Source organism: Corallococcus sp. AS-1-6 (assembly GCF_020037015.1).
In the GTDB taxonomy this organism is placed as follows: Bacteria; Myxococcota; Myxococcia; order Myxococcales; family Myxococcaceae; genus Corallococcus.
The window spans coordinates 62,861-85,476 of record NZ_JAIQDE010000019.1 but is presented as its reverse complement, the minus strand read 5'-3'; the positions used below and the strand labels follow the sequence as shown (position 1 = coordinate 85,476).

19 protein-coding genes are annotated in these 22,616 nt (G+C 71.1%); 14 read left to right on the top strand and 5 right to left on the bottom strand.

What is annotated here, in order from left to right:
• Window positions 1-8: 8 nt before the first annotated feature.
• Window positions 9-962 carry a type I pantothenate kinase gene (gene coaA / locus K8612_RS24595; protein ID WP_223742797.1) on the bottom strand — a complete coding sequence of 318 codons (954 nt, stop codon included), beginning with the start codon at window positions 960-962 and terminating at the stop codon, window positions 9-11.
• Between the two features lie 178 nt (window positions 963-1,140).
• On the opposite strand from coaA, the gene K8612_RS24590 reads away from it, so the two are divergent.
• From K8612_RS24590 to K8612_RS24580, 3 genes are all read left to right on the top strand, one after another.
• Window positions 1,141-2,448, top strand: coding sequence for a porin (locus K8612_RS24590; protein ID WP_223764075.1), 1,308 nt, complete (start codon window positions 1,141-1,143; stop codon window positions 2,446-2,448).
• Between the two features lie 162 nt (window positions 2,449-2,610).
• Window positions 2,611-3,618 (top strand): hypothetical protein, encoded by a 1,008-nt coding sequence (locus K8612_RS24585; protein WP_223764074.1) that lies wholly within the window; start codon window positions 2,611-2,613, stop codon window positions 3,616-3,618.
• A 130-nt stretch (window positions 3,619-3,748) separates the two neighbouring features.
• On the top strand, window positions 3,749-5,095 hold the full coding sequence (locus tag K8612_RS24580; RefSeq protein WP_223764073.1) for a hypothetical protein: 1,347 nt from the start codon (window positions 3,749-3,751) through the stop codon (window positions 5,093-5,095).
• Window positions 5,096-5,098: 3 nt separating this feature from the next.
• On the opposite strand, the gene K8612_RS24575 is transcribed toward K8612_RS24580, so the two are convergent.
• Together K8612_RS24575 and K8612_RS24570 are read right to left on the bottom strand one after the other, a co-directional pair.
• Window positions 5,099-6,385: an AAA family ATPase gene (locus K8612_RS24575; RefSeq protein ID WP_223764072.1), complete on the bottom strand. Its 1,287-nt coding sequence runs from the start codon at window positions 6,383-6,385 to the stop codon at window positions 5,099-5,101.
• 33 nt (window positions 6,386-6,418) lie between these two features.
• Complete coding sequence (locus tag K8612_RS24570) at window positions 6,419-7,114, bottom strand: glutamine amidotransferase (RefSeq protein ID WP_223764137.1); 696 nt, start codon at window positions 7,112-7,114, stop codon at window positions 6,419-6,421.
• A 239-nt stretch (window positions 7,115-7,353) separates the two neighbouring features.
• Here K8612_RS24570 and K8612_RS24565 point away from each other — a divergent pair, with 239 nt between their 5' ends.
• From K8612_RS24565 to K8612_RS24535, 7 genes are all read left to right on the top strand, one after another.
• On the top strand, window positions 7,354-8,439 hold the full coding sequence (locus tag K8612_RS24565; protein WP_223742803.1) for a M35 family metallo-endopeptidase: 1,086 nt from the start codon (window positions 7,354-7,356) through the stop codon (window positions 8,437-8,439).
• 93 nt (window positions 8,440-8,532) lie between these two features.
• Window positions 8,533-9,150: a protease gene (locus tag K8612_RS24560; RefSeq protein WP_223764071.1), complete on the top strand. Its 618-nt coding sequence runs from the start codon at window positions 8,533-8,535 to the stop codon at window positions 9,148-9,150.
• Window positions 9,151-9,264: 114 nt separating this feature from the next.
• Complete coding sequence (locus K8612_RS24555; RefSeq protein ID WP_223742805.1) at window positions 9,265-10,371, top strand: isopenicillin N synthase family oxygenase; 1,107 nt, start codon at window positions 9,265-9,267, stop codon at window positions 10,369-10,371.
• Window positions 10,372-10,443: 72 nt separating this feature from the next.
• Entirely contained in the window at window positions 10,444-11,727 is a 1,284-nt protein-coding gene (locus K8612_RS24550) for an MFS transporter (protein WP_223742806.1), read from the top strand.
• A gap of 184 nt (window positions 11,728-11,911) precedes the next feature.
• Window positions 11,912-12,085 (top strand): hypothetical protein, encoded by a 174-nt coding sequence (locus K8612_RS24545; protein ID WP_223742807.1) that lies wholly within the window; start codon window positions 11,912-11,914, stop codon window positions 12,083-12,085.
• A 44-nt stretch (window positions 12,086-12,129) separates the two neighbouring features.
• Window positions 12,130-12,699 (top strand): class I SAM-dependent methyltransferase, encoded by a 570-nt coding sequence (locus K8612_RS24540; protein WP_223764070.1) that lies wholly within the window; start codon window positions 12,130-12,132, stop codon window positions 12,697-12,699.
• A 42-nt stretch (window positions 12,700-12,741) separates the two neighbouring features.
• Window positions 12,742-14,373: a fumarate hydratase gene (locus tag K8612_RS24535; protein WP_223742809.1), complete on the top strand. Its 1,632-nt coding sequence runs from the start codon at window positions 12,742-12,744 to the stop codon at window positions 14,371-14,373.
• Between the two features lie 30 nt (window positions 14,374-14,403).
• Here K8612_RS24535 and K8612_RS24530 read toward each other — a convergent pair whose 3' ends face one another.
• Entirely contained in the window at window positions 14,404-15,453 is a 1,050-nt protein-coding gene (locus tag K8612_RS24530) for a type IV pilus twitching motility protein PilT (protein ID WP_223764136.1), read from the bottom strand.
• A gap of 260 nt (window positions 15,454-15,713) precedes the next feature.
• On the opposite strand from K8612_RS24530, the gene K8612_RS24525 reads away from it, so the two are divergent.
• Window positions 15,714-16,007 carry a FruA-associating protein, FapA gene (locus K8612_RS24525; RefSeq protein ID WP_223742810.1) on the top strand — a complete coding sequence of 98 codons (294 nt, stop codon included), beginning with the start codon at window positions 15,714-15,716 and terminating at the stop codon, window positions 16,005-16,007.
• Window positions 16,008-16,105: 98 nt separating this feature from the next.
• On the opposite strand, the gene K8612_RS24520 is transcribed toward K8612_RS24525, so the two are convergent.
• Complete coding sequence (locus tag K8612_RS24520; RefSeq protein ID WP_223764069.1) at window positions 16,106-16,504, bottom strand: MarR family winged helix-turn-helix transcriptional regulator; 399 nt, start codon at window positions 16,502-16,504, stop codon at window positions 16,106-16,108.
• 207 nt (window positions 16,505-16,711) lie between these two features.
• On the opposite strand from K8612_RS24520, the gene K8612_RS39355 reads away from it, so the two are divergent.
• Genes K8612_RS39355 through K8612_RS24500 form a run of 3 tightly spaced genes read left to right on the top strand, consistent with a single transcriptional unit; the run spans window position 16,712 to window position 22,540 of the window.
• On the top strand, window positions 16,712-18,139 hold the full coding sequence (locus K8612_RS39355; protein WP_306799717.1) for a TolC family protein: 1,428 nt from the start codon (window positions 16,712-16,714) through the stop codon (window positions 18,137-18,139).
• A gap of 26 nt (window positions 18,140-18,165) precedes the next feature.
• Entirely contained in the window at window positions 18,166-19,353 is a 1,188-nt protein-coding gene (locus K8612_RS24505; protein ID WP_223764068.1) for an efflux RND transporter periplasmic adaptor subunit, read from the top strand.
• A gap of 28 nt (window positions 19,354-19,381) precedes the next feature.
• Entirely contained in the window at window positions 19,382-22,540 is a 3,159-nt protein-coding gene (locus K8612_RS24500; protein WP_223764067.1) for a multidrug efflux RND transporter permease subunit, read from the top strand.
• Window positions 22,541-22,616 lie beyond the last annotated feature (76 nt).

Sequence of the window (22,616 nt, the reverse complement as noted above, 5' to 3'; positions counted from 1 at the left end):
TCCCCCAGCTACAGCTTGCGCATCCGCACGCGGCGGACCTTGTGGTCGCTGCCCTTCACCAGGATGAGCCTCGCCCGTGAGCGCGTGGGCGCGATGTTCTCCGCCAGGTTGGGCCCGTTGATCTCCGCCCACACCGACGCGGCCCGGGCAATCGCCTGGTCGCGCGTCAACTCGGAGAAGCGCCGGAAGAAGGAGCGCTCGTCCCGGAACGCCGTCTCCCACAGGCGCAGGAAGCGCTCCACGTACCAGTGGCGGATGTCCGTCTCGCTCGCGTCCACGTAGATGGAGAAGTCGAAGAAGTCGGACAGGAACGTCTGCGGCAGCCGCCCGCCCTCCACCGGCCCCGTCTGCAGGACGTTGAGCCCCTCCAGGATGAGGATGTCCGGCTGCCGGATGGACTGCGCCTCCTCCGGCACGATGTCGTAGACGAGGTGCGAGTACACCGGCGCCGTCACCTCCTCGCGCCCCGCCTTCAGCTCCGCCAGGAAGCGCACCAGCGCGCGCCGGTCGTAGCTCTCCGGGAAGCCCTTGCGGTTCATGATGCCACGCTCGGTCAGCACCCGGTTGGGGTGCAGGAAGCCGTCCGTCGTCACCAGCGCCACGCGCGGATGATCCGGCCAGCGCGCCAGGAGCGCCTGGAGGATGCGCGCCGTCGTGCTCTTGCCCACCGCCACGCTGCCCGCGATGGCGATGATGAACGGCACCTTGCGCACCGAATAGCCCAGGAACGCCTGCTGCGCCGCCCAGAGCGACTGCGCTGACGCCACCTGCAGGTGCAGCAACCGCGACAGCGGCAGGTAGACGTCCTCCACCTCCTGGAGGTCCAGCCGGTCCCCCAGCCCCCGCAGCTTCTCCACCTCCTCCGCCGTCAACGTCAGCGGCGTGGAGGCCCGGAGCTCGCGCCACGCGTCGCGGTCCAAGTCGACGTACATCGATGCGGCGCGGGGTCTGGTCACGGACATGCCGCCAAGCATGAACCAGACCTTCCCGGGTCCGGCAAGTGAAGGTGACAACAGGTCTTCCCCGTGATTCTTGACATCAAGACTTTCCCGCCTCCAACGTGCCCGTCCGCTTCCGGGGCTCGCCCGACGGACGCGGGGGCACGCCGCCCTCCTGGAGCCCGTCCCCCAAGGTCCCTGCGTGTCCACGCTCCGCGCTCCCGCCCTCCTCGCCGCCACGGGCCTGCTGCTCGCCGCGCCCCGCGCTCACGCCCGGGCCGAGGAATCCGCATCCCCGCCTGCCTCCGAGCCCACCACGGCGGCGCGACCGCCGATCATCAGCATCTCCGAGGAGGGCTTCACGCTGTCCTCCGCGGACAAGGCCTTCGTGCTCAAGCCGCGCGGCCAGCTCCAGGGCGACGGGCGCTTCTTCCTGGCGGACACGGACCGCACCGGTACCAACACGTTCCTCGTCCGGCGTATGCGCCCCATCCTGGACGGGACGCTCTTCGGCTTCATCGACTTCCGCCTCATGCCGGACTTCGGCGTCGGGCAGTCCATCATCCAGGACGCGTTCATCGACTTCCGCCCGGGGGAATGGGTGCGCCTGCGCGCGGGCCGGTTCAAGACGCCGTTCGGCCTGGAGCTGCTCCAGTCCGACATGGACAACCCCTTCATCGAGCGCTCGCTCACGGTGGACCTGGTCCCCAACCGCGACGAGGGCCTGGAGCTGCACGGCGAGGGCGAGGGCGGCCGGTGGCAGTACTCGCTGGCGGTGGTGAATGGAGACCCCGACGGCGCCAGCACCGACGCCAACACCGACGACAGCTTCGACCTGGCCGCCCGCGTCTTCGCCCTGCCCTTCAAGGGCCGCGCGCCGTCCTTCCTCCAGGGGCTGGGCCTGGGCATCGCGGTGACGCGCGGCCTCCAGTTCGGCACCGCCACCAACACCGGGCTCGCGCCCTTTCGCAGCACGGGCCAGCAGGTCATCTTCAGCTACCTCGGCAACGCGGACACCGGCGAGCTGGTGACGGCCCACGGCCAGCACCTGCGGCTCGCGCCCCAGGGCCACTTCTACTGGGGGTCCTTCGGCCTCCTCGCGGAGTACGTGCGCTCGTCACAGGAGGTGCGGACCGCGGACGCGCGCGCCCGGCTGCACCACCACGCGTGGCAGACGGCGGTGTCGTGGGTGTTCGGGGGGAAGGCGTCCTTCGAGGGCGCGCGGCCCGCGAAGCCCTTCGACCCGAAGACGCTCACGGGCGGCGCGCTGGAGGTGGCGGCGCGCTACCACGCGCTGGACCTGGACGACGCCGCGTTCCCCCGCTTCGCCAACCCCGCGCGCTCGGTGAGCGAGGCGAAGGGCTTCGGCGTCGCCACGACGTTCGCCCTCAACCGGCGCGTGCGCTTCGCCCTGAACTTCCACCGCACGAACTACGTGGGCGGCGCCCCGGACGGCGGCGACCGCGCCCCCGAGAACGCGCTCCTGTCCCGCTGCCAGCTCACGTTCTGAGCCTCGGCCCGCGAGCCGTGGGCCTGCCGGTGACGCCGGGTGTCATCCGGCTTCGTCCTGGTGCGTCTTGATGCGCCCGCGTCAGGTGCACGACGCTCCCGCCGCCCGCGACGGGTGGCCCTTGCCCGGGGGCCGCACCCGCGGACTCCGCCGAGAGGACGCATGCCCGCGAACGAGTTCCCGCCGCGCCCCACGTCTGTCCGCCCCCCGTCCCTGTCGAAGGCGCTCACGCGCGTTGCGCTGCTCGCCCTGCTGGGCCTGGGCGCCCCCGTGGCCGCGCAGCAGCCCCAGCCGCCCGTCACGGAGGACGTGCCGCCGCCGGTGCAGCCGACCCTGCCCGACCGGCGCGTCTACTTCACCACCCTCAACGTGGTCCGCTACAACCCGCTGGGGCTCGAGTCGCAGAACCGGCTCATCTACCAGAAGCGCCTCTTCGACAGCCCCTCGCTGCTGCTGCGCGACACGTACGCCAGCGCCGGCGCGAGCCTCAAGCTGAGCCCCGCCTTCTTCAAGCTGGGGCCCACGGTGGAGTTGCAGCCGCTGGCCATCCTCAACCTCCGCGCCGGCTACGAGTACGTCCAGTTCTTCGGCACCTTCGGCAGCGTCCAGTCGTACCCGGACTCCTTCCAGCGCTACGACGACGACCTGCGCAGCGCGACCAACGACGCCGCGTACGGCACCTCCGGGCACCACTTCTTCGTGGAGCCCATGCTCCAGGCGAAGGTGAAGTCCGTGGCGCTGCGCACGAAGCTGGCCATCGAGTACTGGAACGTGTCGCTGCGCGACGGCGGCACCCGCGGCACGTTCTACGACCCAACGCTGGACACGCTGGTGCCCGGCAAGGGCTGGGTGCTCGCCAACGACACGGACCTCCTCTGGCTGGCCGGACAGTGGACGCTGGGCGCCCGGCTCTCCGCGGTGTGGCCCCGCTACGACGAGGACGCGAACGCGGTGGAGCCGCTGCCCGGCCGCAGCCTGCCCACGAACGAGCACATCCGCGTGGGCCCGCTCGTCGCGTATGCCTTTGACACCCGGCCGGGCGGCCTCATGAGCAAGCCCACCGTGCTGCTCATCGCCGGGTGGTACCTCAAGCATGAGAACCGGGTGAACGCCATGCCGTACCTGCTGGGCGGCTTCTCCTTCACCACGGAGCTGCTCTCCGGCCGCTGAGACACGGCGGCCCGGATCGTCCAGCCGTCAAACCCAGCCCGCCCCCGGGTGCAGTGTCCCCGGGGCCGGAGCGTTCCTACCTCGCACGGGCTGTCTGCCCTTGCGGACGGCGGGAGCGAGCATGGGTTCGATGCGGATGATTCGAGGCGGGCGCCTGCTCTGGGGCGTCGTGGCGGTGCTGGCGCTCGCGCGGTGCGCTCCTCCGGAGACGGCCGGGCCACCCCCGCGGCCGATGACGCAGCGCCAGGAGGCCAGCGCCTCGTGGAACGACTTCGCCTGGGTGAAGCACCTGGGCTCCAGCCGGCTCGACGAGGCCCACGCGGTGGCCTTCGACCGCGACGGCAACATCCTCGCGCTGTTCCTCTACCAGGGCAGCGTGGACCTGGGCGCGGGCCCCGTCGGCTCCGGGAACCCCGACAGCTTTGGCTTCGCGGTGGCGAAGTACACGACGGCCGGCGCGCTCCTGTGGACCCGCGCCTACGAGGGCGTGCTGCCCCCTGGCGGACAGAACTTCGTCAACGCGGTGGCGCTCACGGTGGACCGGGAGCGCCACGTCCTCGTCGCGGGGACGTCGAACGAGGCCATCGACCTGGGCGCGGGGCTCCAGCCGCCGGGGGCCTTCCTGCTGAAGCTGAGCAAGACGGGGCAGTTCCAGTGGGCCCGGCACTTCACGGGCAACATCTCCCCTCGGGACCTGGTCACCGACTCGCAGGACGGCATCGCCATGTCGGGCACCGCCTTCCGCACGGTGGACTTCGGCCTGGGGCCCAACTCCTCGCAGGTGACGGACGTCGAGACCGCCTTCCTCACGAAGTTCAACGCCACCGGCGCGGCGCAGTGGACCTTCCGCGAGCAGCTCATCCTGAGCGTCGGCGCCAGCGTCGCGGTGGATGAGGCGGACGCCTTCTACGTCGCGGGCATCCTGTACCCCGACCCGCAGGTCTGGAAGGTGGCCCCCTCGGGCACGGTGGCGTGGGCCCGGTCGCTGGTGGGCGCGTCGGGCGGAGCCGCCAGCATCGCCGTGCACGGCAACCGCGTGGTGGTGGGCGGCCAGTTCAGCAGCGCCTTCACGTTCCGCGGCCGGACCATCACGCCCCCGGTCCCGGGCGCGGGCTTCCTCGCCGCGTGGACCCGGGCCGGCGAGGAGCGCTGGGCGCGCGCCTACCCGCAGGCCGTCAGCGCGGTCGCCGTGGCGGAGGACGACGCCGTCGTCGTGGGCGGAGCATCCATCGAGCCGGACTCCGCCTCCGGCTACACGCTCTTCACCGCGAGGCTGGAGCGCATCGAGGGGCACCCGCAGTGGCGGCACACGTACAGCTCGACCGGGCGCCCGTACTTCACGGACGTGGCGGTGAACAAGCAGGGCGCGTTCGTGGGGATCAGCTACTTCTCCGGCACCCTCCACCTTGGCGGAAGGAGCCTGGTCTCGCGCGGCCTCACCGACGACTTCCTCTTCAAGGGGTCCACGGCGCCCTGAGCATCACCCGAAGCCCTGGGCGCGCAGCACCGCGCCCAGCGGCACGGAGCCCGCGCGGTACACGTCGAACCACCGCGCGGCCTCCTCCGGCGTGGGCTGCGTCCACCGCCAGCCGCCCCGTCCAGGGCCCGCCTCGCAGCGGATCAACGACGCGCGCAGTTGCTCCGCGTGGGCGAACTCCAGTTGCTCCAGCAGCAGCGGGTTCTGGCTGGTGACGAACGCCTGCCGCGCCCCCATGTCCCGCACGCACGCGCGCACCAGGTCCGGATGCAGGCCGTCCGCCAGCTCGTCCGCGATGACGAAGGCCTCGTGCACGTCCAGGTAGTAGAGGAAGGACAGCAGCCGCTTCTGTCCATGGCCCAGTTGCTCCTGCGCCACCGGCGTGCCGTCCGGACGCACGAACGCGAAGCGGAAGCCGCTGAAGCCCAGCCGCCCGCCCTGGGACAACGGCGTGGTCTCCGTCACGTCCACCGTGAGCGTGCCGGAGGCGAACCCCGCCAGCGTCACGAAGCGCGCGAGGAAGCCCTGGGGCAGCGCGTCGTGGCGCAGGAGCAGCGACGGGGGCACGGGCTCGCGCTCCACCTGCTCGCGCAGCCAGCCCGGCATCCACGTGGGCAGCGCCATGAGCCCCAGCGGGAACAGCTCCTCACCGCGCTGCTCCATCGCGTAGCGGATGGCGCCGATGCGCTCGAACATGCCCAGCGCCTCGTCGAAGCGCGGCGGCGCCAGCAGGAACGTCTCCCGGAGCAGGTCCTTCAGCCGGTCCTTCACGCCGCGCTCCAGGTACTGCGCGGCCATGAAGAGCAGCGTCCACACGGACCGGTCCAGCACCGACCAGTGCATGCGCTTGGAGAAGCCGGCCGCGCCCGCGACCTCACACGCGAAGCCCGTGGCGCTGGCGCGCATGACGAGCCGCGCGTCCTCCGCCGCGTCCCACCGCACCGTCGCCACGATGGACGGCATCAGCCCATGCGCCAGCGCCGCCGGCGGCAGCGCCAACGCGGCGCCAGGGCCGCCCTCCCCGGCGGTGGCGGGCAGGGCCGCGGGAGACTCGTTGCGCACGGCCACATCCACCGTGAGCGCGTCGAAGCGCAGCGCGTAGTCCAGCGCGAAAGGCTCCCGCAGGAGCCCGGAGAAGTCCGAGCACAGCACCGCGGACACCAGCTCCAGCAGCGTCGTGCGCCCGCTGCCCGTCGCGCCCACCACCACGTTCAGGGCAGGGCCGAACGTCAGCACCGTGTCCGGCGCGAGCCCTCGGTAGTGGTGGACGTGCAGGCGGGTCAGCTTCATGGCGTCCGGCCCTCCCCTTGCCTTGGACGGCCGTCAGCGTAGGCCCTTCGCCAGTTGATGCGCGAGCCGGTGGAGCAGCTCCGTGTTCTCCGCCTCCGCCGCCTTCAGCTTGGGCAGTTGCGCCTTCAAGGCCTCCAGGTCCTTGCCCCGCGCCGCCAGGTCCTCCGCGCCCAGCTCCAGCCAGCGCCCCAGCTCCCGCGCCGTCAGCTCCAGGTGGAACTGGAAGCCGTAGGAGCGCCCCAGGCGGAAGGCCTGCTGCGTGTACCGGTCCGTGGACGCGAGCAGCGTCGCGCCGGGCACCGGCGTGTACGTGTCCCCGTGCCAGTGCGCCACCGCGGTGCGCGGCTTCACGCCCGCCACCACCGGGTCCTTCAGCGCGTCCTGCGTCCAGCGCACCGGCCCCACGCCCACCTCGAAGCCGTTCTTCCCCGGCGACACCGTCGCCCCCGCCGCCGCGGCCAGGAGCTGCGCACCCAGGCACACGCCCACGCACGCGCGGTCATTCGCCAGCCGCTCTCCCAGCAAGGCCAGCTCCTCGTTCAGGAACGGATGGGCGTCCGCCTCGTACACGCCCATGGGCCCGCCCATCACCACCACCAGCGGCGCGTCCACGTCCTCGCGCTTCACCGTCCGGAAGCGCCGCACCAGCGTGAAGCCCGCCGCCTCCAGCGCCGGCCCCAAGAGGCCCGGCCCCTCGTGCTCCTCGTGCTCGAACACCACCGCGCGCATCGTCCGCCACCCCTTCCCCGGGTCCGGGTTGGTGCCACAGGCCATCCCTGCCGCGTGAAGACTAACGCTCCAGGACACGGTTGGCCGCGACGCGGCGTGAACCGGGATAACCGGCAGGCATTTATTTCACAGTATTTCGTGCCATCATCAGCGGGCCCGGTTTCCCCTATAAGCATGCGGACCCGGGCATTCCCCCCTGGGCGTTTTTCCGTCGCGTCGTTTCCGAAAGGAAGTTCCTCGTGAGCAAGAGCCTTCGCGGTTTCAAGTGGCTGATGGGCACGGTGGTCGGCGTCTCCCTGCTGAGCGGTTGCGGCGCTCCTCCGGCGGAGGGTGAGCCCACCCCGACCGAGGCCACGGAGCAGGCCCAGGGCGCCCTGACGGCGCGGGTCTCCGTGGGCAAGGCCTCCATGGCCGCCAGCGAGCGCGTGACGGTGGAGGTGACGCTGACGAACACCTCCTCCGCGCCGGTGAGCCTCTACAAGTGGGACGCGCCGGGCGAGGGCCTCAACGAGGGCCGCCTGTCGGTGTCCCGCGACGGCCAGCCGGTGGAGTACACCGGCGCGCACTTCAAGCGCGTGCAGGGCCGCGCCGAGGACCTCATCACCCTGGCCCCCGGCCAGAGCATCTCCGGCCCGGTCGCCGTGTCGGACGCGTATGACCTGTCCGTCTCCGGCACGTACACCATCCGCTACGAGCTGGAGGCGCGCGAGGGAGTGGCGGCGCTGTCGTCCAACTCGGTCAGCCTCTTCATCGAGGGCCGCCGCAACAGCCGCGAGGAGGCCGAGGCGATGCGCCAGGTGACGGCGCAGGGCCTGTCGTACTCCGGCGCGTGCACCAGCACCGAGCAGAGCGCCATCGCGTCCGCGTTCAGCGGCGCGCAGACCTACTCCAACAACGCGTACAGCTACCTGAGCGGGACGCCGTCCGCGACCAGCCGCTTCACCACCTGGTTCGGCACGTACTCGACCACCAACTGGAACACCATCAAGACGCACTTCAGCAGCATCAAGAACGCGTTCGCGTCCGCCGCCGTCGTCGTGGACTGCAGTTGCAACGAGAGCGGGACGTACGCGTACGTGTACCCGTCCTCGCCGTACAAGATCTACGTGTGCGGCGCCTTCTGGAGCGCGCCCACCACGGGCACGGACTCCAAGGCCGGCACGCTGGTCCACGAGATGAGCCACTTCACCGTCGTGGCCGGCACGGACGACTGGGCCTACGGCCAGACGGCCGCGAAGAACCTGGCCAAGTCCAACCCGACGCGCGCGCGCGACAACGCGGACAGCCACGAATACTTCGCGGAGAACAACCCCTCGCTGCCGTAAGGTGACGCGGGTCCGTTGACTTCGGGGCGCGGGCCGCATGGGCTCGCGCCCCTTTTTTCTTTTCGCCGTACCCGACACAAGGAGCGTCACGTCATGGGGCTGGGACGAAGAAACCTCGCATGGCTCGCGGTGCTGAGCGCCGCCGGTGTCACCGCCTGTACGCCGAAGCCCGCGGAAGCGCCCGCGCCACAGCAGGCCCCCGTCGCCGCGACGCCGCCGCCCGCGCCGCCCCCCGCCGCCGAGCCCGCGAAGGAGCCCACCGCCGTGACGACCCCGAAGCTGGAGTGCGCCCTCGGCGTCCCCCCGAAGGCGAAGCCGGGCGAGCCCATCGAGGTCCTCTTCAAGCTCACCAACCGCTCGGAGTCCCCCGTCTGGGTGCTCAAGTGGCAGACGCCGCTGGAGGGCATCCTGGGCACCGTGTTCGAGGTGACCCGCGACGGCGAGGAGGTCCCGTACCAGGGCCCCATGGTGAAGCGCGCCGCCCCGAACGCGGACAGCTACACGGCCATCGCCCCCGGGGCGACGGCGGAGAACACCGTGGAGGTGACGCAGGCCTGGGACTTCAAGAAGCCGGGCACCTACCGCATCACCTTCCGCGACGCGCTGATGGACGTGGCCACGCGCAAGGAGGACGTCCCCCGGCCGGGCGGCGCCTACCAGTCCACCCCCGTGACGTGCGCCCCGGTGGACGTCACCGTCGCCGCGCGCTGATGGGTGCCGTGAGGCGGTAGGGGGCGCTTCCAGGATTTCCCCGGAAGCGGGAGGGGCCTGCGGGCACGCTCCCCCTCCTCAGCCGGGCCCGGGCGCGATACACCTGGGCCCACCATGGCGGACACCCCCACGATGAACATCCCGACGGTCGACCTCTTGGACCTGGCGTCGGGTGAACCGGCGCGCCTGGAGCGCGCGGCGGCGGCCCTGCGCGAGGCCTTCGGCGTCTTCGGCCTCGTGTTCGTGAAGAACCACGGCGTGGACGCGCCGGCGCTGGAGCGCTTCTACGACGCGTTCTCCGCCTTCGTGGCCCGCCCGGACGCGCAGAAGCGCCCCCTGGGCCGCGCGGACCTCTGGTACCAGCGCGGCTGGACGCCTCCCAACACGGAGGTCGCCGTCGCCAGCAACGGGCAGCCGGACTTCAAGGAGTGCTACTTCGCGGCGCCCACGCCCACGGACCCGCAGTCCGCCATGGAGTTCCCGGAGCTGTACCCGGAGAACATCTGGCCGGACGACGCGCCGCCCTTCTTCCAGGAGGGCCTGCTCACCCTGGGCACCGCGCTGCACGAGGCCGGCCTCAAGCTCTTGCGCGGCGCCGCCCTGGCGCTGAACCTGCCTGAGGCCACCTTCACCGCCGCGTGCGAGCGGGCGCCCCACGTCACGCGCGCGCTCCAGTACCTGCCGCTGGGCCCCACCCAGGTGAACACCGGCATCCTCTGGGGCGAGGAGCACACCGACTTCAACCTGCTGACGCTGCTGCCCGGAGGCCGGTTCCTGGACCCGGCGGGCCGCCCCGCGGCGAAGCCGGATGACCAGAGCGGCCTGTACCTGCGCACGCGCGCGGCGCCGGACGCGCCCAACGGCCACATGGTGCGCGGCACCGCGCCCGCGGGCTGCATCGTGGCGCAGGTGGGCCAGCAGTTGGAGATCCTCACCGGCGGCACGTTCCTGGCCACGCCGCACGTCATCACCGCGCCGGGCGTGCCGGGGTGGCAGCGCCAGTCCGCCGCGCACTTCATGCACGTGCACACCAGCCAGGTGCTCTTCCCGCTGCCCGGCTTCCGCACGCCGGAGGCGGTGGCCAACTACGCGCCGCCGGTGCTCGCGGGCACGTACGACATCAAGACGCTGGTGGACATCGGCCTGGCGCCGCCCGCCGCGCTCGACAAGCTGGGCTACCGCCACTACGACCGGCTGAACCGGATGCGCGCGACCTCATAAGCCGCGCCGGGGCCCGGGCGCCCCTTGCCGCTAGCGGAGGGGGACGGGCTGCGTTACAGCGCAGCCACCTCCATGGCCACCCCCTCCGTCCTCGCCACGTCCGTCTTCCGTCACCGCGACTTCCGGCTGTACCAGGTGGCCCGCCTGTGCGCGGTGCTCGCGGCGCAGATCGAGTCGGTGGCCATCGGCTGGCAGGTGTACGAGCTCACCGGGAGCGCGCTCGCGCTGGGCTACACGGGCCTGGCCCAGTTCGTCCCCTTCCTCGCCTTCAGCCTTTTGGGCGGGCAGGTGGCGGACCGCTACGACCGCCGGCGCATCCTGGCCCTGTGCCAGGGCGTGATGCTGGTGTGCAGCCTGCTGCTGCTGTCCTTCACGCTGGGCCACATCGAGGACGTGCGCTTCGTCTACGGGGTGCTGGTGCTGTTCGGCACCGCGAGGGCCTTCTACGCGCCCGCGGGCTCCGCGCTCACGCCCTACCTGGTGCCGCCGGAGGAGCTGACGCGCGCGGTGGCGGTGAACTCCACCACGTGGCAGGTGGCCACCATCGCCGGCCCCGCCGTGGGCGGCCTGCTCTATGGGTGGCTGGGCGGCAAGGGCGTCTACATCACGTCCGCGTCGCTGTGCGCGCTCACGGTGGTGTGGATCCTCTCGCTCCAGGTGCGCACCGGCAGCGCGTCGCGCGAGCCCATCTCCTTGACGACGCTCGTCGCGGGGCTGCGCTTCGTGCGCCAGAAGCGGCTGCTCTTGGGCAGCCTCACCCTGGACCTGTTCGCGGTGCTGCTGGGCGGCGCGGTGGCGCTGTTGCCCATCTACGCGCGCGACGTGCTGCACACCGGCCCGTGGGGACTGGGGCTCCTGCGCAGCGCTCCGGCCGCGGGCGCGGCGGTGGTGGCGGTGCTGCTCGCGTTCCGTCCGCTGGGCGGCCACGCCGGGTGGAAGATGTTCGGCGCGGTGGCGGTGTTCGGCGCGGCCACGCTGGTGTTCGGCCTGAGCACGTCCCTGCCCCTGTCGCTCGCGGCGCTGGCCATTGGCGGAGCGGCGGACATGGTGAGCGTGGTGGTGCGCCACACGCTGGAGCTGGTCTCCACGCCGGACGACATGCGCGGCCGCGTGGGCGCGGTGAACATGATGTGCATCGGCGCCTCCAACGAGCTGGGCGAGTTCCGCGCGGGCTCGCTCGCCGAGGCCCTGGGCGCCGTGCACGCGGTGGTGATTGGCGCCGTGGGCACGCTCGTCGTCGTGGGCCTCTGGGCCTGGCTCTTCCCGGAGCTGCGCGACGTGGACCGGCTGGAGTCCGCCGCCCACCGCCCGCCCCGCCCGGAACAGGACGCCACCGAGTCCGCGCCCTCCGTCTGAGGCCGCCCGGGCGCCGGGTGAAGGCCGTGCCCCGCGGAGGCTTGACGCCGGGTGAGGGGGCTGTTGCCTGGAGGGCCACCGGTCGACGGGGCTTGTAGCCGGGAAGGACACAACCGGGGCGCGCCCGCCCCCACCTCCCGAGGAGGGTCGCCGGTGGTATGGTCCGTGCTTGGACTCACGTCCCATGGCGTACTACTTCCACGTGCTGGCACTCTGCGTAGGGGCCGCGATGTGCCTCGTGTTCGGCCGGGCGCTCATCGAGCCCGAGGCGCCCGCCCCCGCCCGCGTCAGCCCTCCGCCGGAGTCGAGCGCGCCCCGGGTGGTCCGCGCGGAGGCCAGCCACCCCCCTCGCAAGTAGGGCCCCACGAGCGGGCGCTCCCGCGCGATGATGCGCGCCTGACCGTGAGCGCGACCGGCTCCCTCCTCCTGCTCCTGCTCCTCTGGGCGGTGCCCCTCGTGGGGGTGCTGTCCATCGTCGTCTCCACGCTGCGCACCGGCGCGCCGCCCATGCCCAGCTCGCCCCGGGTGCGGCGGGCGCTCCTGGCCATGCTCCCGGGGGACACCCGGGGCACGGTGCTGGACCTGGGCTCGGGCTGGGGCGACGTGGCCTTCAGCCTGGCGGACCACTGCCCCCAGGCGCGCGTCGTCGCGTACGAGCTGTCCTGGCTGCCCTGGCTCTTCAGCCGGCTGCGCCAGCGGCTCTCCCCCCGCGCGAACCTCACGCTCGTCCGCGGGGACTTCTTCGCCGCGTCCTTCCAGGACGCAACCTGCGTCGTCTGCTACCTGTCCCCGGGCATCATGACGCGCCTGGCGCCCCGCTTCGCGGCCGAGCTGCCGCCAGGGGCCCGCATCCTGAGCCACACCTTCGGGCTCCGGGGTTGGAAGCCGGTGCACTTCGTGAGGCTCCAGGACCTGTACCGCACGCCTGTCTACCTCTACGAAGTGCCGCCCCACGCGCCGCCCCGTGAGTAGAGTCCCCCGCCGTCCACCCCTTCTCGAAGAGACCCGCCCGCGATGAGTGACTTCCAGTTCCAGGACATGCTGCCGCTTGGCAAGGACGAGACGCCCTACCGCCTGCTCACGAAGGAGGGCGTCTCCACGTTCGAGGCCGGCGGACGCAGCTTCCTCCAGGTGGAGCCGGAGGCGCTCACGCTGCTCACCCGCGAGGCCATGCGGGACATCTCGCACCTGCTGCGCCCGGGTCACCTCCAGCAGCTCAACAACATCCTCAAGGACCCGGAGGCGTCGTCCAACGACCGGTTCGTGGCGCTGGAGCTGCTCAAGAACGCGAACATCGCCGCGGGCGGCGTGCTGCCCTCCTGCCAGGACACCGGCACCGCCATCGTGATGGGCAAGAAGGGCCAGTACGTCCTCACCCGCGGCGGCGACGAGGCGGCCATCTCCCGGGGCGTGTTCGACACGTACCTCACGTCCAACCTGCGCTACTCGCAGATGGCGCCGCTGGACATGTACAAGGAGGTCAACACGGGCAACAACCTGCCCGCGCAGATCGAGCTCTACGCGACCGACGGCGACGCCTACAAGTTCCTCTTCATGGCCAAGGGCGGCGGCTCCGCGAACAAGAGCTACCTCTTCCAGGAGACGAAGGCCGTCCTCAACCCGCAGAGCCTGCTGGCGTTCCTGGAGCAGAAGATCCGCTCGCTGGGCACCGCCGCGTGCCCGCCGTACCACCTGGCCATCGTGGTGGGCGGCACGTCCGCGGAGTTCGCGCTGAAGACGGCGAAGTACGCCTCCGCGCGCTATCTGGATTCGCTGCCCACGTCCGGCAACGCGCTGGGCCGGGGCTTCCGCGACGTGGAGCTGGAGCAGGAGGTGCTCAAGCTCACCCAGCGCACCGGCATTGGCGCGCAGTTCGGCGGCAAGTACTTCTGCCACGACGTGCGCGTCATCCGCCTGCCCCGCCACGGCGCGTCCTGCCCGGTGGCCATCGCCGTGTCGTGCTCCGCGGACCGCCAGGCGCTGGGCAAGATTACGCGCGACGGCGTCTTCCTGGAGGCGCTGGAGACGGACCCCGCGAAGTACCTGCCGGAGACGACGGACACGGACCTGTCCGGCGACGTGGTGAAGCTGGACCTGAACCGCCCCATGAGCGACCTGCGCGCGGAGCTGTCGCGCTACCCCATCAAGACGCGCCTGTCCCTGTCCGGCTCGCTGGTGGTGGCGCGCGACATCGCGCACGCGAAGATCAAGGAGCGGCTGGACCGGGGCGAGGGCATGCCCCAGTACCTCAAGGACCACATGGTCTACTACGCGGGCCCGGCGAAGACGCCGGAGGGCTACGCGTCCGGCTCCTTCGGCCCCACCACCGCGGGCCGCATGGACGCGTACGTGGATCAGTTCCAGGCGGAGGGCGGCAGCTTCGTGATGCTGGCCAAGGGCAACCGCTCCCCGGCCGTCACGGAGGCCTGCAAGAAGCACGGCGGCTTCTACCTGGGCTCCATCGGCGGCCCGGCCGCGCGCCTGGCGCAGGACTGCATCAAGAAGGTGGAGGTGCTGGAGTACGCCGAGCTGGGCATGGAGGCCGTGTGGAAGATCGACGTGGTCGACTTCCCGGCCTTCATCGTCGTGGATGACAAGGGCAACGACTTCTTCGCGAACATCAACAAGCCGTCCGCGAAGAAGTAGGCCGAAGCGCTCAGCTTCCGGCGCGCGCGCTCACTCGAACTCGAGCGCGCGCTGGAAGTCCGCCGGGTTGGAGGCCGCGCTCTGCGCCGTCTCCAGCGTGATGTCGCCCGCGCGGTACAACTGCGTCAGGTGCTGATCGAAGGACTGCATGCCGAACATGTCGCGGCCCTTCTCGATGACGTCCTTCAGCTCCGCGGCGCGGTCGTCCCGGATGTACTGCTCCACCGTCTTCGTCTGCACCATGATCTCCAGCGCCACCGTGCGGCCCTTGCCGGTGGCCCTGGGCAGCAGGCGCTGGGAGATGGTCGCCTTGAGCGAGTCCGCCAGGCGCATGCGCACCATGGTCTGCTCCTCCGCGGGGAACACCGACACCAGGCGGTTGATGGTGCGCGACGCGTCCGTGGTGTGCACCGTGGACAGCACCAGGTGGCCCGTCTCCGAGGCCTTCAGCGCGATGTCGATGGTCTCCGTGTCGCGCATCTCGCCCACCAGGATGACGTCCGGGTCCTGACGCAGCGCCGCCCGCAGCGCGATGGCGAAGTTCGCCGTGTCCGGGCCGATCTCGCGCTGGGAGATGGAGGACTTCACGTTCTTGTAGATGAACTCGATGGGGTCCTCGATGGTGAGGATGTGCAGGCTCTCCGTGTGGTTGATGTGGTTGATCATCGACGCCAGCGTGGAGCTCTTGCCGGACCCCGTGGCGCCCGTCACCAGCACCAGCCCGCGCTCGTTGCCCGCGATGGTCTTCAGCACCTGCGGCAGGCCCAGCCCGTCGATGCTGGGAATCTCATCCGGGATGATGCGCAGGATGCAGGCCAGCGAGCCGCGCTGCCGGTAGATGTTCACCCGGAAACGCGCCACGCCCGGCAGGCTGTAGGACGAGTCGCATTCCTGCACACTGTCGATCTGCGCCTTCATCAGCGGATCGTTCATCACATGCAGCGCGACCTGCTTCGTGTGGTCCGCCTGGAGCTTTTCCATCTTCAACGGCCGCAGCACGCCGTTCACCCGGTAGATGGGCGGATCCCCAGGCCGGAAGTGGATGTCCGAAGCCCCGTTCTGGACGCCGACGGTGAGCAGCTTGTTCAGGGTGTTCTGGTCCAGGTAATCCCTCTCACTTCACGAATGGAGCGGAGGATTCTAGGAGAAGGGCACCCAATCCCTCCACGGTTGCAATCTGGGAAGCATTCCCCAGCCTCACTGTACTAACTTTCCCCGCAAATCATGGAAGGCGAGTACCCCGGGGGATGAAGGAACTGTCCTCGACTGCTCACCAGTGGCCGTCATCCTGCCCAGGCGGCCGGGATGCCCTGCCCCAAATCCGTGGCGAACATCCGGGCATGAACGCACGAACCGAGCAGGCCCCCCACTACGAAGAGCTGTCTTCCGCTGACTACGCCGCCCTGGAGGTGTGGGATCCCACCCAGGTGGTGATTACGCCGCGCATGGCGGCCCGGCTGTGGCTTCAGACGAGCCTGCGGCTGACCCGCGCCCAGAAGGAGCTGCACGACGCCATCTTCGCCAATGACTTCAGTGAAGAGGCGAAGGACCGCTACGCCGAGGCGCGGGCGGAGCTGGACTCGGCGGAGGCGTGGGCCCTGCACGTGGCCCGCAACATCCCGCGCCACCGGTAGTCGCGACGGACCACCTCCTTCCCCCCCGGACGTGGCGCACGGGTGGCGGCGGGGCGGCGGCGGGACGGGCATCGCGCCCGGACCTCCACCTCCCGTCGTCACCCGTTGTCGTTGGTGGGGGGCGGCGCGCAGGGCGCTTCGTCCTTGCGCGGCGGCTGCGCGGGCTCGTTGCCCAGGAGCTGGCACAGCCCCGTCTGGAGCTTGTCCAGGAGGCAGGACAGGATTTCGACCTCCGGCGGCGCCAGGAACGCCCGCGCCTGGGCATCCACCCACTGCGCGGCGAGCTCCAGGGCTTGTATCTCCCGGCGCCCCGCGTCGGTGATCTCCAGGCGCACGCAGCGGCGGTTCTCCCCCGCGCGGCGCTCCACCAGCCCATCCTCCTCCAACCGGTCCACCAGCCGGCTCACGGCGGGCGCGTCGATGAGCAGCCGCTCCGCGATCTGCGCCTGGCTGTGGATGCCGTGGATCCCGATGTTCTTCAGCACGAGCAGTTGCATCAGCGGCCGATCCGTCTGCTCACCCACTTTCTGGGTGAGCAGACGGACCACTGCGCGTCGCGTCGATGCCACTTGCTCGGCGATGGTCATGGGCGTAAGAGATGATTGCATTCAACAACGGTTGTCAATTACATCTTGACCGCGCGCAGGGAACCCGGGGTGGGTAGCACCACTCGCTCCTGCCGGAAAGACCCGCCGCTCCAGAGTATGGCCACCCCCAGCGCCCTCCTCGTCCTCCTCCTCGCGGCCGCGCAGCAGGCGCCGTCCGCGTCCCCGGCCCCGCAGCAGCCCCCGTCTGAGACCGGCGCGTCCGCACCGGCCCCCATCCCCTTCCAGCCGAAGGTGGAGGACCCCATGCTCGCGCCCGTCCCGCCCGCGCCGGAGCAGGTGAGGACGTGGGATGACGCCCTCACCCGGGTGCGCCAGCGCTCCACGGACCTGCGCAACGCGGAGGCCGGCGTGACGCGCGCGCAGGGCCGGTGGCGCCAGTCCCTGGGCCTGCTCTTGCCCAACGCGCGGGCCACCGCGGGCGTGGGCGTGGACGTGCTCCACCCGGACGTGCCCTCCGCCGCGGGCGGCGGCTTCGTGGGCGGCTCCAACACCGGCACCGGCGCGGCGGCCCCCAGCGCGCCCCTGGGCACGGTGTCCGCGACCCTCACCCAGTCCATCATCGATGTGGGCGCGTGGCGGGGCCTGTCGTCCGCGAAGGCGTCCGAGTCCGCGTCCGTGGCCAACCTCCAGGACGTGCAGCGCCGCCTCACCCAGGGGCTGGCGCAGGTGCTGGTGGCCACGGTGGCCGCCGAGCGCGCCGCCGAGATCAACCGCGTGGGCCTGCGTCAGGCGCTGGAGCGCTACGCCCTCACCCAGCGCTCCTTCGAGCTGGGCGCCGGCACGCAGTTGGACGTGGTGCGCGTGAGCCAGGACGTGGCGGTGGCCCGTCAGGCGCTGGTGGCCGGGGACGAGCAGCTCCGCCGCACGCGGGAGTCGCTGGGCCTGTCCCTGGGCGAGGACCACGGCGTGGGCGTCAACCCGGAGTTCAACCTGGCCGGGCTGGTGGAGCAGACGCGCCAGCAGTGCGCCCCCCTGCAGGACCTGGGAAACCGCCCGGACCTGGTGGCCCAGCGGGCCAACGTGGACGCGGCCCGGGAGAGCCGGCGCCAGGCCTCCGCCGGCTACCTGCCCACCCTGGGACTGAGCAGCACGCTGGTGGGCTTCACCACCGACCCCGGCTTTGGCCGCTTCGCCACCTGGAACGTGTCCGCGGTGCTGTCCGTCCCCCTCTGGGAGGGCGGCCAGCGCGGGGGCCTCGTGCGCGAGCGCGCCGGCATTGAAGAACAGGCCGCCCAATCCGCCGAGGCCACCCGCCGCAACGTGGGCGTGGAGGTTTCCCGCGCGCGGCGTGGAGTGGAAGTCGCCGAAGCCTTGTTGAAGACCGCCGCCGAGTCCCTGGAGCTGGCGGACCGGACGGACCGGCTCACGCGCCGGGCCTTCGAGGTGGGTCGAGGTAGCAGCTTGGAGCTGGTGCAGAGCGGAGCCGCCCTCCGCCAGGCCCAGCTCGCGTTGGTTTTGAGGGAATTCGAGCTCGTCCAGGCCCGCCTGGACGCGTTCCTGACGGAGGCCCGGTGCGACTGGTGACGAGGGTACGCCCCCTGAAGGCGCTGATGACGAAGACGGTGTGGGGCGCGGCGCTGGTGGCTGGCGTGGCCGGGTGCTCGGGCAAGCCGGAGGCGAAGGCCCCCCCGCCGCCGCGCGAGGTGCAGGTGGTGGCGCTGGCGCCGCACGAAGTGCGGGACACCGGGGAGTACCTGGGCTCGCTGCTGTCGCGGCAGAGCGTGTCGGTGCTGCCGCAGGTGAACGGCTACGTCCGGAAGATTTTGGTGAAGCCGGGCCAGAAGGTGGAGGCCGGCACGCCGTTGATTGAAGTGGACGCGCGCCAGGAGACCGCGGCGCTGGACAGCGCCCAGGCGCAGCAGAGCTCCTCCGCGGTGGAGCTGGAGCTGGCGAGGCGCACCCTGGCGCGCACGGAGTCCCTCAACCGCGAGGGCCTGGCCAGCGTGCAGGAGCTGGAGCGCGCCCAGGCGGCGGTGAAGGCGGCGGAGGCGGCGTCGCGCGCGGCGGGCGCGACCGTGGCCCAGCGCCAGGTGCAGTTGCAGTTCCACGTGGTGCGCGCGCCGTTCGCGGGCACCATGGGCGACGTGGTGGTGCGCGTGGGTGACTACGTGAGCGCCACCACGGTGCTCACGTCCGTGGCCCAGGCGGACGCGCTGGAGGTCAGCGTGTCCGTGCCGGCGTTCCGCGCGCGGTCGCTCAAGCCGGACACCCAGTTGGAGCTGTTGGACCGGCAGGGCAAGGTCATCCTCTCCAGCACCGTCTTCTACGTGGCGCCGCAGACGGACCCCCGCACGCAGTTGGTGGAGGTGAAGGCCGCCTTCCGCAACACGGTGGGTCTGCGCCCCAGTGAGCTTTTGCGGGCGCGGCTGGTGTACTCCACGCGGGACGCGCTCCAGATTCCGGCGCTCGCGGTGGTGCGCCAGAGCGGCCAGCCCTTCGCCATGGTGGTGGAGAAGAAGGACGGCAAGACGCTGGTGGAGCGCCGCCCGGTGGCGCTGGGGCAGTTGGGCGACATGTCCTACGTGGTGGAGGGCGGCCTGAAGCAGGGCGACCTCGTCGCGGTGTCGTCGCTGCACATGCTGCGCGACGGCATGCCCGTCATCCCCAAGCAGGTCACCCTCGACACGGACGCCGCCCCCCAGCCCACGGGCACCGTGCGGGCCGACGAGACGCCCACCAACGCCCGGCTGCCCCGCACCGCGTCCGGTGGCGGCGGCACCACCGGCGGCAGCCGCTAGCAGGCGAATTCAAGAGAGGCGCCACACCGTGTTCGTCGACTTCTTCATCCGCAGGCCTGTCTTCGCCATCGTCTGCTCCATCATCCTGACGCTGGTGGGCGTCATCGCCATCCCGACGCTGCCCATCGCGCAGTACCCGGACCTGGCGCCGCCGCAGGTCACCGTCACCAGCACCTACGTCGGCGCCAGCGCCGAGGTGGTGGAGTCCGCCGTCACCATCCCGTTGGAGCAGGAGCTCAACGGCGTGGAGGACATGCGCTACATCACCTCCACCAGCAGCAACGACGGCACCAGCACCATCACCGTCACCTTCGCCCCCACGCGCAACATCGAGGTGGCGGCGGTGGACGTGCAGAACCGCGTCAGCCGCGCCGCGGCCCGCCTGCCCGCGCAGGTGAACCAGACGGGCATCGTGGTGAACAAGGCCTCCAGCCAGATGCTGCTGACCGTGGGCCTGTCCTCCCCGGACAACCGCTACGACGCGAAGTTCCTCTCCAACTACGCGGACGTGAACCTCAAGGACGCCATCAAGCGCGTGCGCGGCGTGGGCGAGGTGCGCATCTTCGGTGAGCGCAAGTTCTCCATGCGCCTGTGGTTGGACCCCACGGAGCTGGCGCGCCGGAGCATGACGCCGCAGGACGTGGTGCGCGCGCTCCAGGAGCAGAACCTCCAGGTGGCCGCGGGCCAGGTGGGCCAGCCGCCGTCCAGCGACTCGCAGCCGTATCAGATCGCCGTGCGCGCCCGGGGCCGCCTGGTGGAGCCGGAGGAGTTCGGCGACATCGTCCTCCTGCGCAACACGGACGGCAAGGCCGTCACGGTGAAGGACGTGGGCCGCGTGGAGCTGGGCGCGGAGAACTACGGCACCCTGCTGCGCTTCAACGGCCGCACCGGCGTGGGCCTGGCCATCTTCCAGTTGCCCACCGCCAACGCGCTGGACGTGCGCGACGGCGTCATCAAGGAGCTGGACCGCCTGGCGCAGTCCTTCCCGCCGGGCCTGGAGTACCGCACCGGCACGGACACCACGCTCGCGGTGCGCGCCTCCGTCAACGAGGTCATCCACACCCTCATCGAAGCCATCGCGCTCGTCATCCTGGTCATCTTCCTGTTCCTGCACGGGTGGCGCAGCGTCTTGATCACGGCGCTCACCCTGCCGGTGTCGCTCGTCGGCACGTTCGCGTTCGTCTACCTGATGGGCTTCTCCATCAACACGCTGACGCTCTTCGGCCTCACGCTGGCCACGGGCCTGGTGGTGGACGACGCCATCGTGGTGATCGAGAACATCGAGCGCCTGATGGCGGAGCGCGGGCTCAACGCGTTCCAGGCGGCGCGCGAGGGCATGAAGGAGGTGGCCGGCGCGGTGGTGGCCATCTCCGTGGTGCTGGTGGCGGTGTTCATCCCGGTGGCCCTCTTCCCGGGCACCACGGGCTCCATCTACCGCCAGTTCGCGCTCACCATCGCCGCGTCGGTGGCCCTGTCCACCTTCTGCGCGCTGACGCTCACGCCCGCCCTGTCCGCGCGGCTGCTCAAGCACCACCACGGCCCCAAGTGGGTGTTCTTCCGCAAGGTGGACCAGGTGCTGGACTGGACGCGCGACCTGTACGGCCGGGGGCTGCGCAAGCTGCTGGTGCACCCGCTCATCGTGCTGGTGGCGTTCCTCGCCTGCATCGGCGCCACGGTGCTGCTGTTCCGCTCGGCGCCCACGGGCTTCATCCCGGACGAGGACCAGGGCTACGTCATCATCTCCGTGCAGGGGCCGGAGGGCATGTCCCTCAGCCAGACGGAGAAGGTGCTCCAGGAGGTGGAGGGGGTGCTCAAGGCCCAGCCGGAGGTGAACGTGATGTTCGCCATCGGTGGCTTCTCCCCCAACGGCAACGGCTCCAACTACGCCACCGTCTTCACGGCCCTCAAGCCGTGGGAGGAGCGCACGGGCAAGGACCAGTCCGTGGCCGCGCTGGTGGAGCGGCTGCGCGGGCCGCTGGGCAAGATTGGCAGCGCGCGCGTCATCCCCTTCCAGCCGCCGGCCATCCGCGGCGTGGGCAGCGTGGGCGGCTTCCAGTTCATCGTGGAGGACGTCGCCGGCAACCACTCGCTGGAGGACCTGGCCAACGCCACGCAGGAGATGGTGCAGAAGGGCAACGAGGAGGGCCGCCTGCGCGGCGTCTTCACCCCCTTCAACGCCAACACGCCCATCCTGGACGTGGAGGTGGACCGCCAGAAGGCCAAGGCGCTGGGCGTGCCCATTGAGCAGATCTTCGGCGTGATGCAGCTCTACATGGGCAGCCAGTACGTCAACGACTTCAACTACGCCAGCCGCACCTACCGCGTGTACGTCCAGGCCGAGCAGCAGTTCCGCGACAGCCCCCAGGACATCGGCTCCTTCTACGCGCGCACGGAAGGCGGGGACATGATCCCGCTGGAGTCGCTGGTGAAGGTGACGCCCATCGTCTCCGCGCAGGTCATCAAGCACTACAACCTGTTCCGCTCCGTGGAGATCAACGGCCAGGGCGCGCCCGGCGTGTCGTCCGGGCAGGCGCTGGAGGCCATGGAGCAGGTGGCCCGGGCGTCGCTGCCCCAGGGCATGTCGTCCGAGTGGACGGGCATCAGCCTGGAGCAGAAGGAGTCCGGCGGCCAGACGCTGATCATCTTCGCCCTGGGCATCCTCTTCGTGTTCCTGGTGCTGGCGGCGCAGTACGAGTCCTTCAGCCTCCCGTTCGTCATCATCCTGTCCGTGCCGCTGGCCATCATGGGCGCGCTGGGGTTGCAGGTGGCGCGCGGCTTCGCGAACGACGTGTTCTGCCAGGTGGGGCTGGTGATGCTCGTGGGCCTCGCGTCCAAGAACGCCATCCTCATCGTGGAGTTCGCGGAGCAGTTGCGCGAGCAGGGCCGGAGCGCGCTGGACGCGGTGGTGACGGCGGCGGAGGTGCGCTTGCGCCCCATCCTCATGACGTCCATCGCGTTCCTCCTGGGCGTGGTGCCGCTGATGACGGCGTCCGGCGCGGGCGCGGCGGCGCGCAACTCGCTGGGCACGGCCGTGTTCGGCGGCATGCTGGTGTCCACCATCGTCAACCTCATCTTCATCCCGGGCCTCTACATCCTCATGCAGAAGGTGCGCGGGGACGCGAAGCGCTCCAGCGGTGAGGAGGACGCGCCCCCGTCCCACGAGCCGGCCCCGGCCCACGCGCCGTGAGCTGAGCGTCATCGCTGAAGAACGCACCGCCCTCCCCTTCCGGTCCGCGAAGAGGAGGGCGGTGGTGTTTCCGGGG

Bases quoted from the DNA above. Each gene is read 5' to 3' on its own strand.
- K8612_RS24580 (WP_223764073.1), top strand. From the start codon at position 3,749: ATGCGGATGATTCGAGGCGGGCGCCTGCTCTGGGGCGTCGTGGCGGTG.
- K8612_RS24555 (WP_223742805.1), top strand. From the start codon at position 9,265: ATGGCGGACACCCCCACGATGAACATCCCGACGGTCGACCTCTTGGAC.
- K8612_RS39355 (WP_306799717.1), top strand. From the start codon at position 16,712: ATGGCCACCCCCAGCGCCCTCCTCGTCCTCCTCCTCGCGGCCGCGCAG.
- K8612_RS24535 (WP_223742809.1), top strand. From the start codon at position 12,742: ATGAGTGACTTCCAGTTCCAGGACATGCTGCCGCTTGGCAAGGACGAG.
- K8612_RS24570 (WP_223764137.1), bottom strand. From the start codon at position 7,114: ATGCGCGCGGTGGTGTTCGAGCACGAGGAGCACGAGGGGCCGGGCCTC.
- K8612_RS24505 (WP_223764068.1), top strand. From the start codon at position 18,166: ATGACGAAGACGGTGTGGGGCGCGGCGCTGGTGGCTGGCGTGGCCGGG.
- K8612_RS24525 (WP_223742810.1), top strand. From the start codon at position 15,714: ATGAACGCACGAACCGAGCAGGCCCCCCACTACGAAGAGCTGTCTTCC.
- coaA (WP_223742797.1), bottom strand. From the start codon at position 962: ATGTCCGTGACCAGACCCCGCGCCGCATCGATGTACGTCGACTTGGAC.
- K8612_RS24585 (WP_223764074.1), top strand. From the start codon at position 2,611: ATGCCCGCGAACGAGTTCCCGCCGCGCCCCACGTCTGTCCGCCCCCCG.
- K8612_RS24575 (WP_223764072.1), bottom strand. From the start codon at position 6,385: ATGAAGCTGACCCGCCTGCACGTCCACCACTACCGAGGGCTCGCGCCG.
- K8612_RS24520 (WP_223764069.1), bottom strand. From the start codon at position 16,504: ATGCAACTGCTCGTGCTGAAGAACATCGGGATCCACGGCATCCACAGC.
- K8612_RS24560 (WP_223764071.1), top strand. From the start codon at position 8,533: ATGGGGCTGGGACGAAGAAACCTCGCATGGCTCGCGGTGCTGAGCGCC.
- K8612_RS24550 (WP_223742806.1), top strand. From the start codon at position 10,444: ATGGCCACCCCCTCCGTCCTCGCCACGTCCGTCTTCCGTCACCGCGAC.
- K8612_RS24545 (WP_223742807.1), top strand. From the start codon at position 11,912: ATGGCGTACTACTTCCACGTGCTGGCACTCTGCGTAGGGGCCGCGATG.